Origin of the sequence: Jiella flava (assembly GCF_017349315.1) — a bacterium.
Taxonomy (GTDB): Bacteria; Pseudomonadota; Alphaproteobacteria; order Rhizobiales; family Rhizobiaceae; genus Jiella; species Jiella flava.
The window spans coordinates 91904-109304 of sequence record NZ_JAFMPP010000003.1; the positions used below are offsets into that span (position 1 = coordinate 91904).

Consider the following 17401-nt stretch of genomic DNA (forward strand, 5'->3'; position numbering starts at 1 on the left):
GACGCATCGCGCTTGCGCAAAATCGCTTCCGATGTCCGGACCGATGCTGGACGGCGGGTTATCCGGCGACAAGCGATACCGGCCGCTGGTCGCTTTGTTTGATCAGCGCCAGCGTCGAGTGTTCGTCCGCTGGTGGGCCGAAGAGATAGCCCTGCAATTCGGGGCAGCCAATCTGTCGCAGACAGTCGAGCTGCGCCCGGGTCTCCACACCCTCGGCGATTGTCGTCATTTTCAGCGTCCGGCCGAGCTCCACGATGGTTTTGACGATGCTGACATCGGAGGTCTTGTGCGGCAGGTCGATGATGAAGCTGCGATCGATCTTGATCTTGTCGATCGGCAGTTCCCGCAGATAGCTCAGGCTGGAATAGCCGGTGCCGAAATCGTCGAGCGCGAGGCGCACGCCGAGTTCGCGCAGCTGCTGTAGAGTCGCGCTGGTCTCCTTGTTGGCGGCGAGAAAGGCGGTCTCGGTGATCTCCAGTTCCAGCCTGGAGGCTTCAAGCTTTGAGACGGCAAGTGCACGGGAGACGAGATCGACAAGATCGGTGTGGCGGATCTGAACGGTGGAGATGTTGACCGCCACCGAAAGCGAGCGATCGGGCCAGCTGGCGGCGAAACAGCACGCGGTGAACAGGCCCCATTCGCCGAGCGCGATGATGGTGCCGGTCTCTTCGGCAAGAGCGATGAATTCGTTGGGCGGCACCGGCCCATGCACCGGATGGCGCCAGCGCATCAGCGCTTCGAAGCCGTGTAACTTGCCGGTTTTCGACAGCACGATCGGCTGATAGCTCAGGGTAAACTCACCCCGCTCGAGCGCCCCGCGCAACTCGCCCATCAGCGTCGCGCGCTCTTCCTTGTGCTCGTCCATGCTCGGATCGTAAACGCGATAGCTGCCGCCGCCGGCGCTCTTCATTCGGTAGAGCGCGGCATCAGCCTGGCGCAGGATCTCCAGCGCGCTGGTCGGCATGCGCGCGATGGCGATGCCGATGCTGACATCGATGTTGAGATAGAGGTCTTCGATCATATAGGGCTGGCGCAGGCTGGCGACGATCCGCTCGGCAAGATCGGCATTGGCCGTCAGCGTGCTGTCGGCATGCAGCAGCGCGAATTCGTCGCCGGCAAAGCGGGCGATGGTCCGGTCGGGGCCGCTGAACGCCGTCAGCCGTTTGCCGATCTGCCGCAGCAACTCGTCGCCGACGCTGTGGCCGAAGGTGTCGTTGACCTGCTTGAAGCGATCGAGATCGAGACACAGAACGGCGTAGTCGGCACCGGGTTGGCCGGCGGCAAGGCGGGTCTCCGCTTCGCTGACGATTTCCTCGAAATGGCGCCGATTGGCGAGGCGGGTGAGGACGTCGTGATTGGCGAGATAGTTCAGCCGGGCGATATACTCGTGTTCGAGCGTGACATCCGAGCCAACGCCGCGAAAGCCGAGAAAGACGCCGTCGGCGTCGTGGATCGGCTTGCCGGTGAGCGACCACCACCGTCTGTCGGTGTCGACGATCACGGGCATGCGCAGGCGCCGAAATGGTCGATGCTCCGCCAGCGCCAGGCGCAGCCGCTGCTCGGAGTCGACCGGCTCACTATCGACGGGCGTGAACAGCTTGATGAAGGGCAGGCCCTGAAGCTCGGCGCGGGCGAGCTCGGTGACCTCGGCGAAGCGGTTGGACGGGGTCCGAATCAGCCCTGCCGCATCGGTTTCCCAGAGCCAGTCGCTGGCATTTTGCTCGAAATCGTTCAGCAGCAGTCCGCTTAACTCGCGCTGCCGATCGAGATCGATCTGGACGATCGCTCGCAGGCTCACCAGCCGGCTGATCTGAACGATCGTGATCACGATGAAGCACGTGTAGATCGTCAATAGAACGGCGACGATCAGATAGAAATCTTCTCCCGTCCGCGCCAGGGCGACAAAGGAGCCGACAATGATGCCGCCGGAATAGACCAGCCCGGCCGCCGGGACGAAGCCGATACAGATTCCGGTGGCGATGAGCCCGGCGCAGGTCGAGGCAATCAGCAGCCGGCCTTCCGCGCCGGCGGCTTCGAACAGCATCAGCGGGATCGAGGCGAGGGTGATGCCGCCAAGAGCGGCGATGATGATCAGCCGCCGGCGGATCGTCCCGACGCAAACCCCGCGAGCCAGCAGCCGATCTTTGCGCCAGGCCACGCAGCCGGCGAGACCGAACGCGCCGAGGCCGGCAACGGCCAGCTCCTGGCCGACCAGATAGGTCATGGTCTGCCGCTCCCAGAAGAAGAAGCAGACGACGATCGAGACCGAAACGCCGGTCAAGATCGTGAACGGCGCAAGGCGCAACGAAAGGTCGAGCTGATCCAGCCAAACCTTTTCCAACTTTTCCCTGCTGCTGGCAGGCCAACTACGCGCGCCGCGAAAAGAGACCAAATTCTTCAACATTCCGGACATGGAGGGTCAGGACATTTGCGTCATGATAGCCAAGGAGCCTTAAGAGACCGAAAACGAGATAAGCTAACTTTTTTGTTTACCAATGGGAAATTCGGGGCACTATCTTACACCATCTGGTGGCATCTATGAATATACATGAGGCCGCCGAGGGGCTATTGGAATCGATGCGAGACAGAAATCGTTTTTCGCGACCGGTGACACGCCGTATCGCCTTGTGCGGTTGCGGTCATGACGTCAGACGGACGCTCGAACCGCGCCGGCGGACGCTTGGAACGCGCCGGGTGAGATGCCGTTTCGGGTAGGCAAACCTTGCAACGCGACGGCGCACGACAACACCAGCACACATTGAAAATCCAAAAACGCCGTGACGCTGACGTTATTATGGCGCGGGCAACATATTTTGATGGTCACGAAAGTGTGCTGCCGGTCATCGAGCAGGTCGATGCGCCTCACCGAATTCGGTCGCCGGCGATCGGCAGACTGGCGCAGTGGGCTCAGACAAAGCAGAGCCGTTTTCGTTCGATTCTCTTCGGAAAGGGGACGACGCCTCGTGACCGGCGAGCGCCAACGCAAAATAATGGCGGCCGGTGGGCCGCCATCCTCCGCCACGGGGTGTTGGGTCCGCTGGCGACGTTGGTGGCGTCAGACGAAGGCGCCGTGGCAGTGCTTGAACTTCTTGCCCGAGCCGCATGGGCAGGGCTCGTTGCGGCCGACGCGGCCCCAGGTCTCCGGCCGGCTGGGATCGAGCGTCGAACGATTGGCCGGTTGGCCGAGGGCACTGGTTGGATAGAAGCCGCCGCCCATCTCGTCGTATCCGGTGTCGGGATCGAGATGGTGACCTTCAACCGCGGGCGCCTGCGGCATCACCTGCTCGTCCGGCTGGACCAGTTCGACCCGCATCAGCTGGCTGGTCGCGCGTTCGCGCAGATTGCCGAGCATCGCCTGGAACAGCTCGAAGGCCTCGGACTTGTACTCGTTCAGCGGATCGCGCTGGGCATAGCCGCGGAAGCCGATCACCGAGCGCAGATGGTCGAGATTGACCAGATGTTCGCGCCACAAAGCGTCGAGAGTCTGCAGCACGATCGAGCGTTGGACGTAGGTCGTCACCTCGGGGCCGAAGCGCTCCGCCTTTTCGCTCGCGGCGGCGTCGGCGGCCTGGATGATGCGCTCGCGCACATCGGTCTCGTCGATGCCTTCCTCGGCCGCCCATTCGGGGATCGGCAGGTCGAGATTGAGGATTTCCTCGACCTCGAGCTTCAGCTCCTCGGTCGACCACTGTTCCGGATAGGCCTTTTCCGGAATGTGACGGGCGACCAGGGCTTCGATCGTTTCTTCACGCATGCCGGCGACGGTTTCGCCGAGATCCTCGGCGTCCATCACCTCGATCCGCTGATCGAAGATGACGCGCCGTTGGTCGTTCATCACGTCGTCGTATTTGAGCAGGTTCTTGCGGATATCGAAGTTGCGCGCCTCGACCTTTTTCTGCGCCTTTTCCAGAGCCTTGTTGATCCACGGATGGATGATCGCCTCGCCCTCTTTGAGGCCGAGCTTGGTTAGCATCGAATCCATGCGATCGGATCCGAAGATCCGCATCAGATCGTCCTGCAGGGAGAGATAGAATTTTGACCGGCCGGGATCGCCCTGGCGACCCGAACGGCCGCGCAGCTGGTTGTCGATGCGCCGGCTTTCGTGGCGTTCGGTGGCCAGCACATAGAGGCCGCCGGCTTCGAGCGCCGCAGCCTTCAGACGTTTCACGTCGGCCTTGATCGCCTCTTCCTTGGCGGTGCGATCCGGCCCTTCCGGCATGTCGGCGAGTTCGCGCTCGATCCGCATCTCGGCATTGCCGCCGAGCTGGATATCGGTGCCGCGGCCCGCCATGTTGGTGGCGATCGTCACCGCGCCGGGCACGCCGGCCTGAGAGACGATATAGGCTTCCTGTTCGTGATAGCGGGCGTTCAGGACCTGGAAGTCCTTGACGCCGTCGCGCCGCAGAAGATCGGCGAGAAGCTCGGATTTTTCGATCGAGGTGGTCCCGACGAGGATCGGTTGGCCGCGCGCGGCCGCCGCCTGGATTTCCTTCGAGATCGCCCGGAACTTTTCGTCGAAGGTCCGGTAGACTTCGTCGTCCTCGTCGATGCGCTGGATCGGCAGGTTGGTCGGGATCTCAATGACGTCGAGGCCGTAGATGTCGCCGAATTCAGCCGCTTCCGTCTGCGCGGTACCGGTCATGCCGGACAGCTTTTTGTACATGCGGAAGTAGTTCTGGAAGGTGATCGAGGCGAAGGTCTGGTTTTCCGGCTGGACGGTGACGCCTTCCTTGGCTTCGAGCGCCTGATGCAGACCTTCGGAATAGCGCCGGCCGGGCATCATGCGGCCGGTGAATTCGTCGATCAGCACGATCTCGTCGCCGCGCACGATGTAGTCCTTGTCACGCTGGAACAGCGTGTGTGCCTTCAACGCGTTGTTGACGTGATGAACGATGGCGACGTTTTCGATGTCGTAGAGCGAGGAGCCGTGGAGATGGCCGGCGGCTTCCAACAGCCGTTCCAGCTTCTCGGTGCCATCCTCGGTGAAGGTCACCGTGCGCTGCTTCTCGTCGAGCTCGTAATCGGCCTTGTCGAGCTTCGGGATGAAGCCGTCGATGGTCTTGTAGAGATCGGAGCGGTCGTCGAGCGGGCCGGAGATGATCAGCGGCGTGCGCGCCTCGTCGATGAGGATCGAATCGACCTCGTCGACGATCGCGTAGTGATGGCCGCGCTGGACCATCTGCTCGCGCTCATACTTCATATTGTCGCGCAGATAGTCGAAGCCGAGTTCGTTGTTGGTCGCGTAGGTGACGTCACACTGATAGGCGGCGCGGCGCTCCTCGTCGGTCAGGCCGTGGACGACGATGCCGACGGTGAGGCCGAGGAAGCGATAGATCCGGCCCATCCACTCGGCGTCACGCGAGGCCAGATAGTCGTTGACGGTGACGACGTGGACGCCTTTGCCTTCCAGCGCGTTGAGATAAACGGCGAGGGTGGCGACCAAGGTCTTGCCCTCGCCGGTCCGCATCTCGGCGATCGCGCCGGAATTCAGCACCATGCCGCCGATCATCTGGACGTCGAAGTGACGCATGCCGAGAACACGCTTGCCGGCTTCGCGGACCACCGCGAAAGCCGGGACCAGAATATCGTCCACCGACTTGCCGCCGGCCAGAAGCGCCTTGAACTCGTCGGTCTTGGCGATCAGCGCCGCGTCCGAGAGCGCCGCCATTTCGTCTTCCAGCGCGGCGATCGCCCGGATGCGGGACTGGAATCGCTTGACCACGCGATCGTTCGCCGACCCCAGTAACTTCTGGGCAAGCCCGCCAAAACTGACCATAAAAGGGTCCTTCCGAATGCTTTTTCGTGCGAGGCCACGCCACCGTTCGAACGTCGGCCACGGCCGCCGTCCCGGCAGATCGTGGCGAGGTCGGGAGCCTGCAATCTCAGCGGAAGGCGGCTGGACTTTCAGTTGGCGCGAGAGATAAGAGGGGGCAAATCCGATGTCAACGGCGCTTTGCGCCCGCGAGCCATACGGTGTTCGAAAGCTTGGCACCGTGAATGACGGATGCGCGCCGTTCGTCGGTCACACCCGTTTGCGTCAGAAGTCCCGAAAAGGAACATCCTCGATGACCAAAAACCTCATCGCCCTCTTGGCGGGCGGCGTTTTCATGACGTTCGCTGCCGGCCAGGTGGCGCAGGCCGCCGATAGCGACGTGGTCGCCAAAGTCGGCAAGTCGACGGTGACCGAAGCCGAGCTGAAAGCTGCCGAAGCCGAGCTTGGGCCGCAATTTCAGTCGCTGCCGGCAGACAAGCGGCAGCTTGCCGTGCTTTCGGCTCTGATCGACATCAAGGCTCTGGCGGCCGAGGCCGAAAAGGCCAAGATGCAGAATGATCCGGCGGTCAAGGCGCAGCTCGAATTTGACCGCGATCGGGCTCTTCACAATGCCTATTTCGCGAAGGAAGGCATCGCCAAGATCAGCGACGACGAGCTGAAGGCGCGCTACGATGAGGAAATCAAGGCGATGCCGCCGCGCAAGGAGGTGCATGCCCGGCATATTCTGGTGAAGACCAAGAAAGAGGCGGAAGACGTCATCAAGGAGCTTGAGGGCGGCGCCGATTTCCAGAAAGTCGCCAAGGAAAAGTCGACTGGTCCGTCCGGCCCGTCCGGCGGCGACCTCGGCTTCTTCAGCCAGGGGCAGATGGTCCCGGCCTTCGAGAAGGCGGCGTTTGCGCTGAAGCCCGGCGAATTCACCAAGGAGCCGGTGCAGACCCAGTTCGGTTGGCACGTCATCCAGGTGGTCGAGACCCGCGATGCGCCGCCGCCGAAGTTCGAGCAGGTCAAGGATCAGCTGCAGCAGCTTCTTCTGCGCGAAAAATACATGCAGATGGTCGGCAAGGCTCGCAAGGCGCTGGGTGTCGACTATGTCGATCCGAAGATGAAGAGTCAGGTCCAGCAGCTTGAAAAGCAGATGCTCGGCGAGCAGCCGGACAGTGGCGACGCCGCGGCTCCGGCGACGCCGGCGGCCACGGCGGCCCCGGCGGCGAAGAGCCAATAACCGATCTTCAGATCGGGGCGCCGGTTGATCCGGGGCCCCGATGTTCATCCCTCAGGAACCCGTTGCATGTCGCATCCAGTCTCCCCTCTCGCGCCCGCGACATTGGCTGAACTCCCGCCGATCGAGGGGGTCCGCATCGCCACGGCGGAAGCCGGCATCAAATACAAGAACCGCACCGATCTGATGATGATGGTGTTCGACGCGCCGACCGCGGTCGCGGGCGTCTTGACCCGCTCGCGATGCCCGTCGGCGCCGGTCGATTTTTGCCGCGCCAATCTCGCCGGCGGATCGGCTCGGGCGCTGGTCGTCAATTCCGGCAACGCCAACGCCTTTACCGGCCGCCGCGGCCGCGAATCGACGGCGATGACGGCCGAGGCGGCGGCAAAAGCCGTCGGCTGTTCGCCGAGCGAGGTGTTCCTCGCCTCGACCGGCGTGATCGGCGAGCCGCTCGATGCCGGCCGCTTTACGCATCTGTTGCAGAGCCTGGCCGACACCGGTGAGGCGGATCGCTGGCGCGAGGCCGCGCAGGCGATCATGACCACCGACACCTATCCCAAGGTCGCGACCCGCAGCGCCGCTCTTGGCGACGGCACGGTGACGATCAACGGAATTGCCAAGGGCGCGGGGATGATCGCGCCGGACATGGCGACGATGCTGTCCTTCCTCGCCACCGACGCGCCGATCGCCGCGCCGGTGCTGCAGGCACTGCTGAAGGCGGCCGTCGAGCCGAGCTTCAATTCGGTGACGGTCGACAGCGACACCTCGACGTCGGACACCTTGCTGTTTTTTGCCACCGGCGCCGCGGCGGCCCGCGGCTGCCCCGAGATCACCGACGCGGCCGATCCGCGACTGGGCGCGCTACGTTCAGCTCTCGGCGAGCTGTTGCTCGATCTCGCCCGTCAAGTCGCTCGCGACGGCGAGGGGGTTCGCAAGGAAATCCAGGTGACGGTGGAAGGAGCTGTCAGCGACCTCAGCGCCAAGCGGATCGCCCTGTCGATCGCCAATTCGCCGCTGGTCAAGACCGCGGTCGCCGGCGAGGACGCCAATTGGGGCCGCGTCGTCATGGCCGTTGGCAAGGCCGGCGAAGAGGCCGACCGCGACCGCCTGGCGATCCATTTCGGCGATGTGCGCGTGGCTGTCGATGGCGAGCGCGATCCGGCCTATTCGGAAGCGGCGGCCTCGGCCGTGATGCGCCGGGCGGAAATTTTGATCCGGGTGGATCTCGGTCTTGGAACCGGCCGCTGGACGGTCTATGGCTGCGACCTCACCAAGGACTATGTCGCGATCAATGGCGATTACCGAAGCTGAGAAAATGCGCCAATTCGCGGTGGTGCGGCGCCTCGAGGCGGCGGGCTTTCGCGCCTGGCCTGCGACTTCGACCGCTTTCGACGGCACCTGGGCGGTGCGGTTGACCCGCGCCTTTCCGGCCAAGCGTCTCAATTCGATCAATCCGCTCGATCCGTCCGACACCAAAGGCATCGCTGAGCGCTTGGCGCGGGCGCGCAAGACCTTTGCCGAGGCCGGCCGAACGCTCACCGTGCGCCAATCGCCGCTCGCCCCGCCCGAACTCGTCGCGCATCTTGACGCGGAGGGATGGTCGCGCTTCGCCGAATCGATCGTGATGACCTGCGAGATCGCGGCGATCGACTTTTCCGCGTCGGTCGACCGGATTCCCATCCGCGACATCGACCGCTATCTCGAAGCGAGCCTTGCCGTGCATGGCCGGCCGCCGTCGATGCGGGCCGGGCTCGGCGAGATCATCCGCGCGATCCGCCCGCCCTGCGGCATGTTCATGCGTGAAAATGACGGCGGCAAGCCGGTGGCCGTGGCCTTGGCGATCCAGGATAACGATCTGGCGGGGATCCTCGACGTCGCCGTTGCGCCCGCCTGCCAGCGACAGGGCATCGGGCTCGATCTGGTGCGGACGGCCCTTCGCTATTCGATGCACAAGGGCGCCACGACCGGCTGGGTCCAGGTCGAGGCCGACAATGCGGCGGGACTGGCGCTCTACGAGCGGCTCGGTTTCAGGCAAGCCTATCACTACGTCTATCGCACGCCACCGGGAGAGCGGCCATGAGCGGCGGGATCGATCAGCGAAAGCGCCTGCTGCTGGTGGTTGCCTGCGCCCTCGTCGATGCCGATGGCCGGATCCTGATCGCCCAGCGCCCCGAGGGCAAGTCGCTGGCCGGATTATGGGAGTTTCCGGGCGGCAAGGTCGAGCCCGGCGAGGCGCCGGAAGCCGCCCTGATCCGGGAACTGGCCGAAGAGCTTGGCGTGATGACGCAAGCAGCCTGCTTGGCGCCGCTGACCTTTGCCAGCCATGGCTATGACGACTTCCACCTGTTGATGCCGCTGTTCGTCTGCCGGCGCTTCGAAGGCACGCCGCAATCGCGCGAGGGGCAAGCGCTAAAATGGGTGCGGGCGAGGGCGCTGCGCGATTATCCGATGCCACCTGCCGACGCGCCGTTGATCGCCCATCTGATCGATCTTTTGGGCGCATAGCACCGCGCGCATTGGTTCGCGATGCTTTCCTGTTCTGAAAAATGCTCGGCGTCGCCGGCGGCGATCGGTCATTAACGTTGCGTGAACTGTAACGGGTTGCCGAGCTGGGCATTATCGGCGGATTAAAGCCTTGTTTAAACCTTTTGGTGACACTTCGGCCGGTGGATGTGCGGGGATCACGCGATGGATCATCGGGAACATGTCGAAGGCGAGGCCGTCTATGACGGTGATCTTCCCGCGCGGATGCGGCCTTCGTCCAGCGATATTCTGCTGCGCGGCACGATGCTGTTTGCGGCGGCGATCACCGCCCTGGCGCTGATCGCCGTTCCCGTGATCGACCGCAACACCGACGAGACGATGGTCGCGCGCGGCCCGGACATCGACATGATGATGACCGGTTCGATCCAGGCGCAGCCGCAGACCTACATCATTCATCGCAGTGTTCTCGAGGCACCCGGCAGCGGGCCCTGCACGCTATTTGCCTCCGGCGCGCGGCGGAGTGGAAGCTGCTGATGGGCCGATCCTTGTCACGGGCCCTGGCGACGGCCAAGCGAGTGGGCGGCGCTTTCTGGACTGGCTGCGATGGCGCGACCGCGATCGAATATACGCTGATCTGCGCGGCGATGGCCGCGGTGCTGGTGGGCGCGGTCTCCGCCCTGCGCGACCCGCTGGTCGAGACCTTGACCTTTGTCGCCAACCATCTCGGGCTGTGACCGTTTGCGCCATGGGCCTTGAAATTGGCGTTCGCCGGCCGACCAAGGCGGCGTTCTCACGAAAGATCTGACGAACGATCGTTCAGCGCGGCGGCGAGGCTGGCCTTGGCGCTGCCGGGGCGAAGCGGCTTCTGCTGGTTTTCGTGCGGTGCCCAGCCTGACAGATGCATGACGTCGAAGGTCGCCCGAATGCGGCCGTCGGCATCGGCGAAGCGCTCCGCATAAATCTCCGCGGCGCGCAGAAACAGGCGACGGCCTGCCGGCTTGCGCGAGCGCTCTTGCAGGATGTTCGCCGCGCCCATGGCGCGGATGTCGGCGGCCAGCGCGAACAGATTGTCGTAGCGCACCGTCAGCCGGTCGACGTCGCCGACGGGCAGGGCAAAGCCCGCCCGTTGCAGCAGGCCGCCGGCCTCCCGGATCTCGGCAAAGGGGGCGACCCGCGGCGAGACGCCGCCGGTGATCTCGCTCTCGGCGTGCAGCAGAGCGGTTCTCAGTTCGCTCAGCGTCTCGCCGCCGAGAAAGGCCGCCAGGAACAGACCGTCCGGCCGCAGCGCTCGGCGGATCTGCGCCAGCATCCCGGGCACGTCGTTGACGAATTGCAGCGACAGGCAGGAGACGACGAGGTCGACGCTTTCGGGCGCGAGCGGCAGACATTCTTCATCGGCGACCACCGCCAGCTCCGCGCCGTCGAGAAGAAACGGCATGCGCTCGATCCGCAGCACGGTGTCGCACCGCCCGCTGGCAATCATGCCGGCGGCCATTTCGCCGCGATGACCGGCGAGATCCACCGCGACGGCAAAGCGGCGCTCGACGACGGCGAGACGCTCGGTCAGCTCGGCGGCGACGGCCTTCATCAAAAATGCGGCACTGTCGTCGCTGGCCGCGGTGAACCACCGTTCGCGGCGACGGTCGAGCAGCGCGCGGTCGAAGGGCATCGAGGGGGAGGGATCGGACATGGGCCTATCGGTGTTCGCGTCGCGTCTTTCATCTTGACGCCGACGGCTGTCTGCAGGTGGAATGCCGTTTCGGCAAGCCAGAAAACGGACGCGTGGCGACATGTGGCCACGCCGGGCGGCGAATAAAAGCCGCTGCGCCATCGGACGCAAGAGCGATGCATCTCTTCAAGCGGGGCAGAACGGCGATTGCCAATTCGCTCGGCCGGCTGTTGTTTCCGGCCGTCTGCGCCGGTTGCGAGAGCGCGGTCACCCGCGCCGGCAGTGTTTGCCCCGCCTGCTGGGCGAAGCTGCGCTTCATCGAGCGGCCCTATTGCGAAGTGCTCGGCCTGCCCTTCTCCTACGATCTCGGCAAGGGGTTCTTATCGGCCGAAGCGATCGCCGAGCCGCCGCCCTTCGCCCGCTTGCGCGCCGCGGTGCTCTATGACGATCTTGCCGCCCATCTCGTCGGCGCCCTGAAATATGGCGACCGGACCGATCTGGTGCCGCTGATGGCGGGCTGGATGGGCCGGGCCGGGGCGGAGTTGCTGGCCGATGCCGACGTCGTGGTGCCGTTGCCGCTGCATGCCGGGCGGCTTTGGCGGCGGCGCTACAATCAGTCGGCCGAACTTGGCCGGCGGATCGCCCGCTGCGCCGGCGTCGCCTTCGCGCCTTTGGCCTTGAAGCGGATCAAGGCGACGCGCTCGCAGGTCGGTCTCGGCCAGAAGCAGCGCCGCGACAATGTCCGCGGAGCCTTCCGGGTGATGGATGCCCGGCGCTTCGAAATCGAGGGGCGGCGGGTCTTGTTGATTGACGACGTCTATACCACCGGCGCCACGGCGGCGAGCGCCACAAGGGCGCTGAAGCGGGCCGGCGCTGCCGATGTCGATGTGCTGGTCTTTGCCAGGGTTGGCGCCGGCAGCGGCTCCACTCTTGCGGCGGGACCGGCTTAAGGCCATATCCATCGCTTGAATTTGCAGTCAAAAGGACCGTCGATGACCGAGGTGACGATCTATACGCGCCAGTTCTGCGGATTTTGTTCGCGGGCCAAGCAGCTCTTGGAGGCCAAGGGCGTCACCTATCACGAGAAGGACGCGACATCCTCGCCGGAGCTGCGCGAGGAGATGCGTGATCGTTCCAAGGGTGGCGCGACCTTTCCGCAGATCTTCATCGGCGACGTGCATGTCGGCGGCTGCGACGATCTTTACGCGCTGGATCGGGCCGGTAAGCTCGATTCGATGCTCGCCGCCTGACGCCCTCGGGAGACCGATTTTGTGACGACTTTTCGCGCCGCCGTCCTGCAGATGCGCTCCGGCACCGAGCCGGCGGCCAATATCGCCGCCTTTTCGGCCCTGGTCGAGGAGGCTGTCGCCGCCGGCGCCGACTATGTGCAGTCGCCGGAGATGACCGGCATGGTGCAGCGCGACCGAGCAAGCCTGATGGCCAACCTGCGGCCTGAGGCGGACGATCCTTTGCTGTTGGAAGCCGCGCGGCTGGCCGGCCGGCATCAGATCTATGTCCATCTCGGCTCGACGGCGGTGCCGCTCGACGAGGGGCGGGTGGCCAACCGCGCTGTTCTGTTCGGCCCGGATGGCGCGCGGATCGCCACATACGACAAGATCCACATGTTCGACGTCGATCTCGACAATGGCGAGAGCTGGCGGGAATCGCGCACCTATCGGCCGGGCGGCCGGGCGGCGGTTGCCGATCTCGTTTTCGACGACGGCGCGGCCCGGCTCGGCTTTGCCGTGTGCTACGACATGCGCTTTCCGCATCTGTTTCGCGAAGAGGCGCTGGCCGGCGCGACGGTTCTGACCGCCCCGGCGGCCTTTACCCGCCAGACCGGCGAGGCCCATTGGCACGTGCTCTTGCGCGCGCGGGCGATCGAAAACGGTGCGTGGATGATCGCGGCGGCGCAGGGCGGCGTCCATGCCGACGGGCGCGAGACCTATGGTCATTCGCTGATCGTCGATCCCTGGGGGCAGATCGTCGCCGAAGTGGATGGCGACGAGCCCGGCGTCGCGATCGCAACGATCGACACCGCCGCCGCCGCGACCGCCCGGGCCAAGATTCCCAATCTGCAGAATGCGCGCGCCTTCGTCGTCGATGCTGGCGACGGGGCTGCAGGCGAGCCGATCCGCGTCACAGGCGCATGGGCGGCCGAATAATGATCCATTTCGATTTGCGATGCCGCTCCTGCGGCCATGGTTTCGACGGCTGGTTCCGTTCGAGCGAAGATTTCGACCGCCAGATCAGCGCGCGGCTTGTCGCCTGCCCGCTTTGCCAGGCAGAGGACGTCGAAAAGGCGCTGATGCGTCCGGCGATCGCCAAGGGTGGAGCAGCTCACCGCGACGCGCCGCGCGAGGCGGCCGACGGCCCGGCTGGGGCCCCAGCCGGGGCTGCAGGGTCCGCCGGGGCACCGGTCGCTCCGACGACGCTTGCCAACGTGCCCGCGCCCCATCCCGAGATCGCCAAGGCCTTTGCCGTTCTGCAGGAAATCTCGCGCAAGGTTCGGGCCGAAGCCGACTATGTCGGCGGCAAGTTCGCCGACGAGGCGCGGCGAATTCATTACGGCGAGAGCGATGCGCGTCAGATCTATGGCGAGGCCTCGCACAAGGAGGTCGAAAGCCTGGCGGAAGAGGGCATCACGGCCGTGCCGCTGATGCCGCTGCCCGAGGACAAGCAGTAGCGGGCAGCGGCCGCGTGGTGTTTGTCGCGGGTGACGTTCCTTGACCTTCCAGCCGCTGGAATACCCATCTGTGTCGAGACGAGGCGGATCCGGGTGCTGCGGCGGCCGTTTTCGCGTGACAATCCTGCAAGCGATGGCGGATCAACGGATGAGTTTGGAACAATCAAGCAAGGGTGAGCGCCGGGCCGTTCTCTATCGAATGGTCATGGAAAAGCATGTCTGCCCCTATGGCCTGAAGTCGAAGGATCTTCTGGAGCGGGAAGGCTTTGAGGTCGAGGATCACCATCTGACGACCCGCGAGGAGACCGATGCCTTCAAGGACAAACACGGTGTCGAGACCACGCCGCAGACCTTCATCGCCGGTGAGCGGATCGGCGGCTATACCGAGTTGCGAAAGCATTTCGGCAAGCCCCTCAAGGCGAAGGACGAGCCCACCTATCAGCCGGTCATCGCGATCTTCTCGGTCGCCTTGCTGATGGGGCTGGCGGTGTCCTATGCGGCTTATGACACGATTTTCACCCCGAGGGCGATCGAGTGGTTCTTCGCCATCTCGATGTGTCTTCTCGGCATTCAGAAGCTGCAGGATATCGAGAGTTTCTCGACCATGTTCTTGAACTACGATCTTCTGGCCAAGCGTTGGGTGCGGTACGGCAAGATCTATCCGTTCGGCGAAACGCTGGCCGGCCTATTGATGATCGCCGGAGCGCTGACCTGGATCTCGGCACCGATTGCGCTGGTCATCGGCACCATCGGCGCGGTCTCGGTCTATTATGCCGTCTATGTCCAGAAGCGGGAGCTGAAATGCGCCTGCGTCGGCGGGGGATCGAACGTGCCGCTCGGCTTCGTGTCGTTGACCGAGAATCTGGTGATGATCGGCATGGGTCTCTGGATGCCGATCCGCATGCTGATCTGGGGCGCCTGAGCGCGGGGGCGGGGTCGGCAAGCCGCGAAAATCGCCCGGCCGTATGGCCCTTCGACACCGATCGACAAGCTGCAGCGCCGCAAGGCGCTGCAGCTCGTTGACGATCAGCTTGGATAGCGGGCGTAGAGCGCGCTGGTGCCGTGCTTTTTGATCAACAGCACTTCGAAGGGCGTTGTGCCGGAACCCATGCCGGGGGCATCGCCCGGCATGCCGGGGACGGCGAGGCCGAGCGCGTCCGGGCGTTCGGCGAGAAGGCGCCGAATGTCCCGTGCTGGCACATGGCCCTCGATCGCATAGCCGTCGACAAAGGCGGTGTGGCAGGAGGCAAATGCCGGCCCGATGCCCGTGTCGGCTTTCTTGGCGTTGAGATCGGCATCGTCGAGATGCTGCACGCTCACCGCGAAACCCGCCGCTTCGACATGGCGCGCCCAGGCGGCGCAACAGCCGCAGCGCGGCGAGGCGTAAATTGTCATGGCCTGGCGGGACAAAGCGGCAACGGGACTGGCGAAGAGCGCAAGGCCCGCAACGCCGGAGAATGTCGCGGTCATGATCATTGTCCGTCGGTTCATCGCTCGATCTCCGGCTTAACTCTGGCTGGCGGCCGTGACCGTCAGCACCCCATGCATGCCGACCTCGTAATGGCCGGGAATGAGGCAGGCGAAGCCGAACGGACCCGGCTTGTCGAAGCGGAGGGTCACCGACCCGGACTGACCCGGCGCCAAACGCAGCTCTCCCGGATCGGTGTGCTTCATGTCCGGCATCTTCTCCATTTCCGCCTTGTGCTCCATCAATGCCTCATGGTCGCCAACGACGAATTCGTGATCGAGTGTGCCGGTGTTGTGGACCTCAAAGCGGATCGTTCGCCCGGCCGTGACCGTCACATGGTCGGGCGTAAATCCCATCGAACCGTCCGGCCGCTCGACCATGTTGATCGTGATCGTGCGGTCGGGTTTCGCGCTCGATGGCGCGATTTCGATGGACTCGGCGTGGTGATCCCCGGAATGGGACTCTGCGGCGGCGGCCACGCTGGCTGCGGGGACTATGGCAAGGGTTGTGGCCAGGGTTGCGATAAGGGCTCGTGACATCGGATCGTCTCCTCAAGATGCCTTGGTTTGAACGGATCAATCGTTCGGTCGAAGCCGGCGCGGGGCCGGTCGGCGGGACCTCAAAGACGGGGCGGCCCGTGGGCGGCCGGAAGGGCGCGAGCGGCGAAGGGAAGATCGATGGGGCGAGAATATGCGCTTCGCCTGGAGCGCTCCCGAACGGAGGGCGATGCCGGCAGGATCGGGGAACTGACGCACCGCTCGCCGCACGGCATGCGAGCGGCGGTGTGCTCGTGGCACCCGGCCTTGCGGGCTGCCGGCCATTCGAAGCCTGCTGAGATGGCGGCGCCAGATTCGGTGAGAGGGGTCGCGGCATTCGCGGTCGACATGCCAGACAGCGTCAGGACCGCCCACACGACGCGCACCATCGTGCGTTTGAACGGCTCTCGGAATATCGAGGTGAGCGACCGGATCATGCCCTCAATTTAACGCATCGGCGGCGGCGATGCGATGACTTTGTCGTCGCGCCGATCGGCGGGTGGCGAGGTCCGGCCCCGATGCCAAAATCGAATTGGAAGTTGTGGCACGCGGCATTTCGATATGTTATTTCATTACACATTGTTGCAAACGCGAGATCTCCCATGTGCCTTTTGTCCCGAGACACCTTCATTTCCGGCGGGCTTGCTCCGCTTGCCGTTTTCATGATGCTGGTCGCGCCGTCCGCCCAAGCCGCGTCGCCAAAGACCTTCTCGATCGTCGGCGTCGAGAATGAATATGCCAATGTCGCGGCGCAGATCGGCGGCAGATATGTCCATGTCACCGCGATCGAAAGCGATCCGAACACCGATCCGCATAGCTTTGAGGCCAGTCCGACGATCGCCCGTGATCTTGCGCGGGCTGATCTGGTCATTGAGAACGGCCTTGGCTACGACGATTGGGCCGACAAGTTGCTGGCGGCGACCAAAAGCCAGGATCGCAAGGTAATCAAGGTGCAGACGTTGCTTGGTCTGCCGGACGACACGCCCAATCCACATCTGTGGTACAAGGCCGACACGATGCTGAAGGTCGCTATGGCGGTCGAAAAGCGTCTGGCCGAGAAAATGCCGGCGCATCAAGCGGTGTTCGAGAAGAACTTTGCGCAATTCCAAGCCGCGATGGCGACGTGGTCCGGGGCAATTTCGGCGTTTTCCAAGGCGCATCCGAACCTTCCCGTCGCCGTGACGGAGCCGGTCGCCGACTATCTGCTTCAGGCTCTTGGTGCCAATATCGAGACGCCCGGGGCGCTGGAGATGGCGGCGATGAACGATACCGATCCCTCGCCGCAGGATATCGCCAAGGAGAACGCGCTGTTTGATGGTCACAAGGTCAAGGTGTTTCTCTACAACCAACAAGTGACGGACGCTTTGACCGACAATTTCCTGGCTCGCGCCAAGAAGAACGGCATCCCGGTGGTCGGCGTCTATGAGACCATGCCAACGCCGGGCTTCAATTATCAGTCCTGGATGATGGCCGAGCTTGCCGCTATCGAGGCGGCGGTGACCAAGGGCCAGTCGACCGAGCGACTGGTTGCGGCGAAATAGCCGGCGGTGACGGAGATCGATCCTT

Annotated in this window: 17 protein-coding genes; 12 read left to right on the top strand and 5 right to left on the bottom strand. The window is 64.2% G+C overall.

Annotated elements, in window-relative coordinates:
• Positions 1-58: 58 nt before the first annotated feature.
• Entirely contained in the window at positions 59-2341 is a 2283-nt protein-coding gene (locus J1C48_RS05135) for a putative bifunctional diguanylate cyclase/phosphodiesterase (RefSeq protein ID WP_207256722.1), read from the bottom strand.
• A gap of 714 nt (positions 2342-3055) precedes the next feature.
• Positions 3056-5776, bottom strand: a complete 2721-nt coding sequence (gene secA / locus J1C48_RS05140; RefSeq protein WP_207256723.1) for a preprotein translocase subunit SecA — start codon at positions 5774-5776, stop codon at positions 3056-3058.
• 289 nt (positions 5777-6065) lie between these two features.
• On the opposite strand from secA, the gene J1C48_RS05145 reads away from it, so the two are divergent.
• The 6 genes from J1C48_RS05145 (at position 6066) to J1C48_RS05170 (ending at position 10210) form a co-directional block, all read left to right on the top strand.
• Complete coding sequence (locus J1C48_RS05145) at positions 6066-6995, top strand: peptidylprolyl isomerase (RefSeq protein WP_231081616.1); 930 nt, start codon at positions 6066-6068, stop codon at positions 6993-6995.
• Between the two features lie 66 nt (positions 6996-7061).
• Entirely contained in the window at positions 7062-8303 is a 1242-nt protein-coding gene (gene argJ, locus J1C48_RS05150; protein WP_207256724.1) for a bifunctional glutamate N-acetyltransferase/amino-acid acetyltransferase ArgJ, read from the top strand.
• Entirely contained in the window at positions 8284-9072 is a 789-nt protein-coding gene (locus J1C48_RS05155; protein WP_231081615.1) for a GNAT family N-acetyltransferase, read from the top strand. The genes argJ and J1C48_RS05155 overlap by 20 nt, the downstream gene beginning before the upstream one ends.
• The gene (gene mutT / locus J1C48_RS05160) at positions 9069-9497 is read left to right on the top strand and encodes an 8-oxo-dGTP diphosphatase MutT (RefSeq protein ID WP_207256726.1); all 429 of its coding nucleotides are present in this window, start codon (positions 9069-9071) and stop codon (positions 9495-9497) included. Before J1C48_RS05155 ends, mutT begins: the two co-directional genes overlap by 4 nt.
• A gap of 183 nt (positions 9498-9680) precedes the next feature.
• Positions 9681-10010, top strand: coding sequence for a hypothetical protein (locus tag J1C48_RS05165; RefSeq protein ID WP_207256727.1), 330 nt, complete (start codon positions 9681-9683; stop codon positions 10008-10010).
• Entirely contained in the window at positions 10010-10210 is a 201-nt protein-coding gene (locus tag J1C48_RS05170; RefSeq protein ID WP_207256728.1) for a Flp family type IVb pilin, read from the top strand. The genes J1C48_RS05165 and J1C48_RS05170 overlap by 1 nt, the downstream gene beginning before the upstream one ends.
• 56 nt (positions 10211-10266) lie before the next feature.
• On the opposite strand, the gene J1C48_RS05175 is transcribed toward J1C48_RS05170, so the two are convergent.
• Positions 10267-11166 (bottom strand): methyltransferase domain-containing protein, encoded by a 900-nt coding sequence (locus tag J1C48_RS05175; protein WP_207256729.1) that lies wholly within the window; start codon positions 11164-11166, stop codon positions 10267-10269.
• 155 nt (positions 11167-11321) lie between these two features.
• On the opposite strand from J1C48_RS05175, the gene J1C48_RS05180 reads away from it, so the two are divergent.
• The 5 genes from J1C48_RS05180 to J1C48_RS05200 all read left to right on the top strand — a co-directional run bounded on the left by J1C48_RS05180 (position 11322) and on the right by J1C48_RS05200 (position 14753).
• The gene (locus tag J1C48_RS05180; protein ID WP_207256730.1) at positions 11322-12095 is read left to right on the top strand and encodes a ComF family protein; all 774 of its coding nucleotides are present in this window, start codon (positions 11322-11324) and stop codon (positions 12093-12095) included.
• 42 nt (positions 12096-12137) lie between these two features.
• Positions 12138-12395: a glutaredoxin 3 gene (gene grxC, locus J1C48_RS05185; RefSeq protein ID WP_207256731.1), complete on the top strand. Its 258-nt coding sequence runs from the start codon at positions 12138-12140 to the stop codon at positions 12393-12395.
• A gap of 21 nt (positions 12396-12416) precedes the next feature.
• Entirely contained in the window at positions 12417-13310 is an 894-nt protein-coding gene (locus J1C48_RS05190) for a carbon-nitrogen hydrolase family protein (RefSeq protein ID WP_207256732.1), read from the top strand.
• On the top strand, positions 13310-13831 hold the full coding sequence (locus J1C48_RS05195; protein ID WP_207256733.1) for a DUF1178 family protein: 522 nt from the start codon (positions 13310-13312) through the stop codon (positions 13829-13831). The genes J1C48_RS05190 and J1C48_RS05195 overlap by 1 nt, the downstream gene beginning before the upstream one ends.
• Positions 13832-13979: 148 nt before the next feature.
• Positions 13980-14753, top strand: coding sequence for a glutaredoxin family protein (locus tag J1C48_RS05200; RefSeq protein ID WP_231081614.1), 774 nt, complete (start codon positions 13980-13982; stop codon positions 14751-14753).
• 104 nt (positions 14754-14857) lie between these two features.
• On the opposite strand, the gene J1C48_RS05205 is transcribed toward J1C48_RS05200, so the two are convergent.
• Both J1C48_RS05205 and J1C48_RS05210 read right to left on the bottom strand, forming a co-directional pair.
• The gene (locus tag J1C48_RS05205) at positions 14858-15301 is read right to left on the bottom strand and encodes a DUF411 domain-containing protein (protein ID WP_231081613.1); all 444 of its coding nucleotides are present in this window, start codon (positions 15299-15301) and stop codon (positions 14858-14860) included.
• Positions 15302-15337: 36 nt separating this feature from the next.
• On the bottom strand, positions 15338-15838 hold the full coding sequence (locus J1C48_RS05210) for a cupredoxin domain-containing protein (RefSeq protein WP_207256734.1): 501 nt from the start codon (positions 15836-15838) through the stop codon (positions 15338-15340).
• Positions 15839-16437: 599 nt separating this feature from the next.
• On the opposite strand from J1C48_RS05210, the gene J1C48_RS05215 reads away from it, so the two are divergent.
• Positions 16438-17376, top strand: coding sequence for a metal ABC transporter solute-binding protein, Zn/Mn family (locus J1C48_RS05215; protein ID WP_207256735.1), 939 nt, complete (start codon positions 16438-16440; stop codon positions 17374-17376).
• The last annotated feature ends 25 nt before the right edge of the window (positions 17377-17401 follow it).

Bases quoted from the DNA above. Each gene is read 5' to 3' on its own strand.
- J1C48_RS05155 (WP_231081615.1), top strand. From the start codon at position 8,284: ATGGCGATTACCGAAGCTGAGAAAATGCGCCAATTCGCGGTGGTGCGG.
- mutT (WP_207256726.1), top strand. From the start codon at position 9,069: ATGAGCGGCGGGATCGATCAGCGAAAGCGCCTGCTGCTGGTGGTTGCC.
- J1C48_RS05215 (WP_207256735.1), top strand. From the start codon at position 16,438: ATGTGCCTTTTGTCCCGAGACACCTTCATTTCCGGCGGGCTTGCTCCG.
- J1C48_RS05200 (WP_231081614.1), top strand. From the start codon at position 13,980: ATGAGTTTGGAACAATCAAGCAAGGGTGAGCGCCGGGCCGTTCTCTAT.
- grxC (WP_207256731.1), top strand. From the start codon at position 12,138: ATGACCGAGGTGACGATCTATACGCGCCAGTTCTGCGGATTTTGTTCG.
- J1C48_RS05195 (WP_207256733.1), top strand. From the start codon at position 13,310: ATGATCCATTTCGATTTGCGATGCCGCTCCTGCGGCCATGGTTTCGAC.
- J1C48_RS05180 (WP_207256730.1), top strand. From the start codon at position 11,322: ATGCATCTCTTCAAGCGGGGCAGAACGGCGATTGCCAATTCGCTCGGC.
- secA (WP_207256723.1), bottom strand. From the start codon at position 5,776: ATGGTCAGTTTTGGCGGGCTTGCCCAGAAGTTACTGGGGTCGGCGAAC.
- J1C48_RS05175 (WP_207256729.1), bottom strand. From the start codon at position 11,166: ATGTCCGATCCCTCCCCCTCGATGCCCTTCGACCGCGCGCTGCTCGAC.
- J1C48_RS05170 (WP_207256728.1), top strand. From the start codon at position 10,010: ATGGGCCGATCCTTGTCACGGGCCCTGGCGACGGCCAAGCGAGTGGGC.
- J1C48_RS05205 (WP_231081613.1), bottom strand. From the start codon at position 15,301: ATGACCGCGACATTCTCCGGCGTTGCGGGCCTTGCGCTCTTCGCCAGT.
- argJ (WP_207256724.1), top strand. From the start codon at position 7,062: ATGTCGCATCCAGTCTCCCCTCTCGCGCCCGCGACATTGGCTGAACTC.
- J1C48_RS05165 (WP_207256727.1), top strand. From the start codon at position 9,681: ATGGATCATCGGGAACATGTCGAAGGCGAGGCCGTCTATGACGGTGAT.
- J1C48_RS05145 (WP_231081616.1), top strand. From the start codon at position 6,066: ATGACCAAAAACCTCATCGCCCTCTTGGCGGGCGGCGTTTTCATGACG.
- J1C48_RS05210 (WP_207256734.1), bottom strand. From the start codon at position 15,838: ATGTCACGAGCCCTTATCGCAACCCTGGCCACAACCCTTGCCATAGTC.